At 70.1% G+C, this 6000-nt stretch carries 5 protein-coding genes; 3 read left to right on the top strand and 2 right to left on the bottom strand.

Annotation, left to right across the window (positions count from 1 at the left end):
* Positions 1-169: 169 nt before the first annotated feature.
* Positions 170-490 (bottom strand): DUF5955 family protein, encoded by a 321-nt coding sequence (locus tag ACZ4MH_RS31460; RefSeq protein WP_351599232.1) that lies wholly within the window; start codon positions 488-490, stop codon positions 170-172.
* Positions 491-913: 423 nt separating this feature from the next.
* Here ACZ4MH_RS31460 and ACZ4MH_RS31455 point away from each other — a divergent pair, with 423 nt between their 5' ends.
* From ACZ4MH_RS31455 to ACZ4MH_RS31445, 3 genes are all read left to right on the top strand, one after another.
* Complete coding sequence (locus tag ACZ4MH_RS31455) at positions 914-1597, top strand: nucleotidyltransferase family protein (RefSeq protein ID WP_467754810.1); 684 nt, start codon at positions 914-916, stop codon at positions 1595-1597.
* 226 nt (positions 1598-1823) lie between these two features.
* Complete coding sequence (gene aceB / locus ACZ4MH_RS31450) at positions 1824-3455, top strand: malate synthase A (RefSeq protein WP_351599266.1); 1632 nt, start codon at positions 1824-1826, stop codon at positions 3453-3455.
* A gap of 173 nt (positions 3456-3628) precedes the next feature.
* Positions 3629-4504 carry a chitosanase gene (locus ACZ4MH_RS31445; RefSeq protein ID WP_351599265.1) on the top strand — a complete coding sequence of 292 codons (876 nt, stop codon included), beginning with the start codon at positions 3629-3631 and terminating at the stop codon, positions 4502-4504.
* A gap of 34 nt (positions 4505-4538) precedes the next feature.
* Here the strand turns inward: ACZ4MH_RS31445 and ACZ4MH_RS31440 are convergent, their stop codons facing one another.
* A complete protein-coding gene (locus ACZ4MH_RS31440) occupies positions 4539-5915 on the bottom strand; it encodes a nucleobase:cation symporter-2 family protein (RefSeq protein WP_351599264.1) in 1377 nt (458 codons plus the stop codon).
* Positions 5916-6000: the final 85 nt, after the last annotated feature.

Genomic DNA, 6000 nt, shown 5'->3' with positions numbered 1-6000 from the left:
GAAAAGGTTTTCACGGCCTTCCAGGGGTTCGCCCGGGGTCTTGTGGTGGCGCTGGAGAAGAGGAACCGGGCGGAAGGGAGAACACCTTGTCGAACCGGGGGGGGGGGGGGGGGGGGTTTTTTTCCCCCCCCCCCCGCCTCGTACGTTTCCCGGGCTCTTTCGCCCTCGCTCAGCCGCGCGGTGGGTCTCCGAAGAGGTCGATGACCTTGCGTACCTCGGTGAGCGTCGGCGACAGCGCGCTGACCGAGCCCACCGCTCCCGCGATCAGCAGCAGCGAGCGGCGCAGCCGTGGCACTTCCGGCGTGCCGCCGCTCACCATGGCGTCCAGCGCGGCCAGTTCCTCCTCGGCGACGCCCCGGTCGGGCAGTTCCGCCGGGTACCCGGCCAGTTCGCGGCGGAGTCTGGCGACGGCCACGCGCAGCGCTTCGACCCGCGGGTCGTCCCCGACCCCGGTCTCCTGCCTCGCCCGTTGCCTCTGCCACTGCTCCACAACGACGGCACCCTCCACGGCCGTTGGTTCGCACCGCACCTCATCGCCCCCTCACCCGGCCCCGCTCCATCGGGAAGCCGCGGATCAGTTAACGCCACGGTGCGCTATTCGCGCCATACGGAGAGCGAAATTCAGTTGTACCTCTCCCCCGCCGCCACAGGACGCCCCACCGGCCCGTCCGGGGCGCCGCCCGGGTCCGGCGCCCCCGCGGCCGGGGGTGTCAGGACCGTGACCGGCGCGGTTCGGCGAGGGGCCGGCGGCAAATCTGACGCAGAATCGTCGGCGCTCCGGATGTCGCTCGACTTCCGCTGCACGCCCGTGGTACGCCGGGCGCGCCCTGACGGCGTACGCGCCTCCCGGCCGGCCGCCCCGCGGCGGGCGGCGATGCGGTAAGCAAGCCCCATGACACGCCCCAGCACCCCGATGACGACGACTTCGCACCCCACTCCCCCGCCGGGCCGCCGCGCCCCGGTCGCCGGTCTGCTGCTCGCGGCCGGCGGCGGGCGGCGGCTGGGCGGCCGCCCCAAGGCGCTGCTGGACTTCCGCGGGCGGCCGCTGGTCGAGAACGCCGCGCGGGTGCTGCGGGAGGGCGGCTGCGGCCCGGTGCACATCGTGCTGGGCGCGGCGGCGGACACGGTACGCGCGCGGGCCGAGCTGTCCGGGTACGCGGTCACCGAGAACCCGGACTGGGCGCAGGGCATGGGCAGCTCCCTGCGGGCGGGCCTCGCCTCGCTGGTCGGCACGGGCGCGGGCGCCGTGCTGGTCTCCCTCGTCGACCAGCCGGGCATCGGGTCCGCGGCGGTGGCCCGGCTGGTGGCCGCGTACGACGCGGGCGCGGACCTGGCGGCGGCGGTGTACGAGGGCCGGCGCGGGCACCCGGTCCTGTTCGGCGCGGAACGCTGGGCCGCGGTCGCGGCAGGCGCGGCGGGCGACCGGGGCGCGCGGGACTATCTCGCGGCGCACTCGGACGCCCTCACGCTCGTCGAGTGCGCGGACATCGCCGAGCCGTACGACATCGACACCCCGGCCGACCTACCGAGACTCGCCGACACTGGGAGGAGCCGGCACCAGGCCGGGCCGAGCCCGGAAAACGGTAATGGAGCGTGACCACGATGGCACTCAGCGCCATTCGATCAAGGCATCTGTCGATCAAAAGAATCTCGACGTCAACAAACCATTGAACTTCCGCCATAAGGAAACTACTCTCCACTGGTCAGAAGCGCCCTGAACCCCAGACGGCGCCCGCGACCGTATCTCGGAGCCCTCGGCACCCAGTGCCGCCAGGGCGCCCCGGCGGCCGTCAAGGCACCGCTGCTGAATGGAGTGACAGCCCATGTCCGCACCAGCGCCGTCCCCGCTGGCCATCGTCGAAGCCGAGCCCCTGGAGCGCCAGGGCGAGGTCCTCACCGAGGCGGCCCTGGCCTTTGTGGCTGAGCTGCACCGCCGGTTCACCCCCCGCCGCGACGAGCTCCTGAAGCGCCGCGACGAGCGCCGCGCGGAGATCGCCCGGACCAGCACCCTGGACTTCCTGCCGGAGACCGCGCACATCCGCGCGGACGACAGCTGGAAGGTCGCCGAGGCCCCCGCGGCCCTCAACGACCGCCGCGTGGAGATCACCGGTCCCACGGACCGCAAGATGACCATCAACGCGCTCAACTCGGGCGCCAAGGTCTGGCTCGCCGACTTCGAGGACGCCTCCGCTCCCACCTGGGAGAACGTCGTCCTCGGCCAGCTCAACCTGATCGACGCCTACGAGCGCCGGATCGACTTCACCGATGAGCGCAGCGGCAAGTCGTACGCCCTCAAGCCCGCCGAGGAGCTCGCGACCGTCGTGATGCGCCCGCGCGGCTGGCACCTCGACGAGCGCCACCTCCAGCTCGACGGCACCCCCGTCCCCGGCGCCCTGGTCGACTTCGGCCTGTACTTCTTCCACAACGCGAAGCGCCTGCTCGACCTCGGCAAGGGCCCGTACTTCTACCTCCCGAAGACGGAGTCGCACCTGGAGGCCCGCCTCTGGAACGAGATCTTCGTCTTCGCGCAGGACTACGTCGGCGTGCCGCAGGGCACCGTCCGCGCCACGGTCCTCATCGAGACGATCACCGCGGCGTACGAGATGGAGGAGATCCTCTACGAGCTCCGCGATCACGCCTCCGGCCTGAACGCCGGCCGCTGGGACTACCTCTTCTCGATCGTGAAGAACTTCCGTGACGGCGGCGCCAAGTTCGTCCTGCCGGACCGCAACGCGGTCACGATGACGGCCCCGTTCATGCGCGCGTACACCGAACTCCTCGTCCGCACCTGCCACAAGCGCGGTGCGCACGCCATCGGCGGCATGGCGGCCTTCATCCCGAACCGCCGGGACCCCGAGGCCAACGAGAAGGCGCTCGCCAAGGTCAAGAACGACAAGGACCGCGAGGCCGGCGACGGCTTCGACGGCTCCTGGGTCGCCCACCCCGACCTGGTCCCGATCGCCCGCGCCTCCTTCGACGCGGTCCTCGGCGACAAGCCGAACCAGAAGGACCGCCTCCGCGAGGACGTCTCGGTCGCGCCCGAGGACCTCATCGCGATCGACTCCCTCGAAGCCAAGCCCACCTACCAGGGCCTGGTCGACGCGGTCCAGGTCGGCACCCGCTACATCGAGGCGTGGCTGCGCGGCCTCGGCGCCGTCGCGATCTTCGGCCTGATGGAGGATGCGGCGACCGCCGAGATCTCCCGCTCCCAGATCTGGCAGTGGGTCGACGCGGGCGTCGTCTTCGAGGAGCCCGGCCACGAGGGCGAGAAGGTCACCGCCGACCTCGTCCGCCGCATCGCCACCGAGGAACTGGCCGCCATCCGCAAGGAGGTCGGCGAGGACGCCTTCACCACCGGCAAGTGGCAGCAGGCCCACGACCTCCTCCTCCAGGTCTCCCTCGACACCGACTACGCCGCCTTCCTGACCCTCCCGGCGTACGAACTCCTGGGCTGACACCCCGCACGCGAACGCCCCCGCCGCACTCCGCGGCGGGGGCGTTCGCGTGCCACTCGTCCCTCAACTCCCCGTTCCCTGACGGGTATACGTCAACTCTCGCGTCTGGTAGGAAAGCTTCCTAACGATTGGGGAACCCCCCACGGAACTCTCCTGACTGGAGGCGATCCACCATGCGCACCCGATCGAAAGCCATGGCGTGCGGCAGGCCTGCCGTTCGCGTCGCTCTGGGACTTGCCCTGCTCGCCGTGCCGGCGACGGCCATTGCCGGACCGGCCGTCGCCGGACCGGCCGCCGCCCACCCGGCCGTTGCCCGCCCGGTCGCCGTCGCCCCGGCCGCCGTCGGGCTCGACGACCCCGCGAAGAAGGAGATCGCCATGCAGTTGGTGTCCAGTGCGGAGAATTCCTCGCTGGACTGGAAGGCGCAGTACGGGTACATCGAGGACATAGGTGATGGGCGCGGGTACACCGGCGGGATCATCGGGTTCTGTTCCGGGACGCATGACATGTTGGAGCTGGTGGAGCTCTACACGCAGCGGAAGCCGGGGAATGTGCTCGCCAAGTACCTGCCCGCGTTGCGGGAGGTGGATGGGAGCGACTCGCATGAGGGGCTGGATCCCGGCTTCACCGATGCCTGGAAGAAGGCCGCGAAGGACTCCGCGTTCCAGAAGGCGCAGAACGATGAGCGGGACCGGGTGTATTTCAATCCCGCGGTGAAGCAGGGGAAGGCCGACGGGGTGGGCGTGCTGGGGCAGTTCGCGTATTACGACGCCATCGTGATGCATGGCGATGGGGGCGACGCGACGAGCTTTGGGAGTATTCGGAAGAAGGCGATGGCCAAGGCGAAGACGCCCGCGCAGGGCGGGGACGAGAAGAAGTACCTCGGCGCCTTCCTGGACGCGCGGGTGTGGGCCATGCAGCAGGAGGAGGCGCACAGTGACACCAGTCGGGTGGACACCGCGCAGCGCGTCTTCCTCAACAAGGGGAATCTGACGCTGGATCCGCCGTTGGACTGGGAGGTGTACGGGGACCCGTACCACATCGGCTGAGCCGAGCGGGCCGGGTCCCTGAGTCGTACGTGTCTCAGTGCGCCGCGAGCGCCTCTTCGGAGGGCTCCGGCGCCGCGGCCGCGCGCTTGCCCAGGTGGTTGAAGACCAGGTTCAGGGTGACGGCCAGGAGGCAGCCGGTGGAGATGCCGGAGCCGAGGACGATCTGCGCCCAGGAGGGGAAGGCGTCGTAGAAGCCGTCCGAGAGGGCGGGGGCCAGGCCCGCGCCGAGGGTGACGACGACGATCAGCGCATTGTCACCGCGGTGCAGGTCCGCCTGGAGCAGGGTCTGGATGCCGCTGACGGCGATGGAGCCGAAGAGGAAGAGGCTGACGGCGGCCAGTACGGGCATCGGGACGACGGAGATCAGAGCCGCGGCGGCCGGGCTGAGGCCGATCAGGACGAGCAGCCCGCCACTCAGAGCGACCACGAACCGGCTGCGCACCTTGGAGATCACGACCAGACCGATGTTCTGCGCGAAGGCGCTGGCGTGGAAGGCGTTGAAGAGCGGGCTTAGCGCGGAGCCGAGGCTGTCGGCGCGCAGGCCGCGGGCGATGGTCTGCTCGTCGACGTCCTTGCCGACGATCTTGCCGAGGGCGATCATGTCGGCGGTCGACTCGGTGAGGATCACGAGCATGACCACGCACATGGAGATGATCGCGGGGAGGGAGAACTGCGGGGCGCCGAAGTGGAGCGGGGACGGGATGCCGAACAGCGCCGCGTCGTCGAGCTTGGAGAAGTCGGCGAGGCCCATCGGGATCGCCAGCAGCGTGCCGAAGACCATCGCGAAGAGCATGCTGATCTGCTTCAGGAAGCCACGGGTGAAGCGCTGGAGCAGCAGCATCACGAGGATGGTGGCAGCGGCCAGGGCAATGTTCTCCGGGTGCGGGGTGCCGGTCGACGAGTCGTCCACGATCCAGTCGTACGCGACCGGGATGAGTGAGACGCCGATGAGCAGGATGACCGACCCGGTGACCACCGGCGGGAAGAAGCGCACCAGGCGGGAGAAGTAGGAGCTCACCAGGAAGCCGAAGAGGCTGGAGACGATGATCGCTCCGAAGACGACGGGCATGCCCGCCCGCACGCCGCCCTGAGTGGTGAGGATCGTCAGCATCACGCCGACGCCCGCGAAGGAGACGCCGTTGACGAACGGCAGCTTCGAGCCGATGAAGTTGCCGATGCCGAGCGTCTGCAGAAGCGTCGCGATGCCGGCCATCAGGAGGCTGCCGCCCATCAGGACGGCGGTGTCGGCGGCGGACATCTTCGCCGCGACCGCGACCACGAGCGGTACGGAAACGGCACCGGCGTACATCGAGGCGACGTGCTGCAGGCTCGCGACGAGCATGCGGCCCGCCGGCAGCACCTCGTCGACGGGGTGGACGCCCTCGGCGGGGCGGTCTTCGGCAGTACTCATGGGTGGCGCTTCTTCCGTCTCTTGCAGTACGAAAACCGGCCCCACCCCTGGGGTAGGACCGGCTATCGAGACTGGAAAGTAACTT

The organism is Streptomyces sp. NPDC026301, from assembly GCF_055567935.1.
Note: the sequence above shows the minus strand (reverse complement) of the source record. Positions and strands in the feature narration are given on the sequence as shown.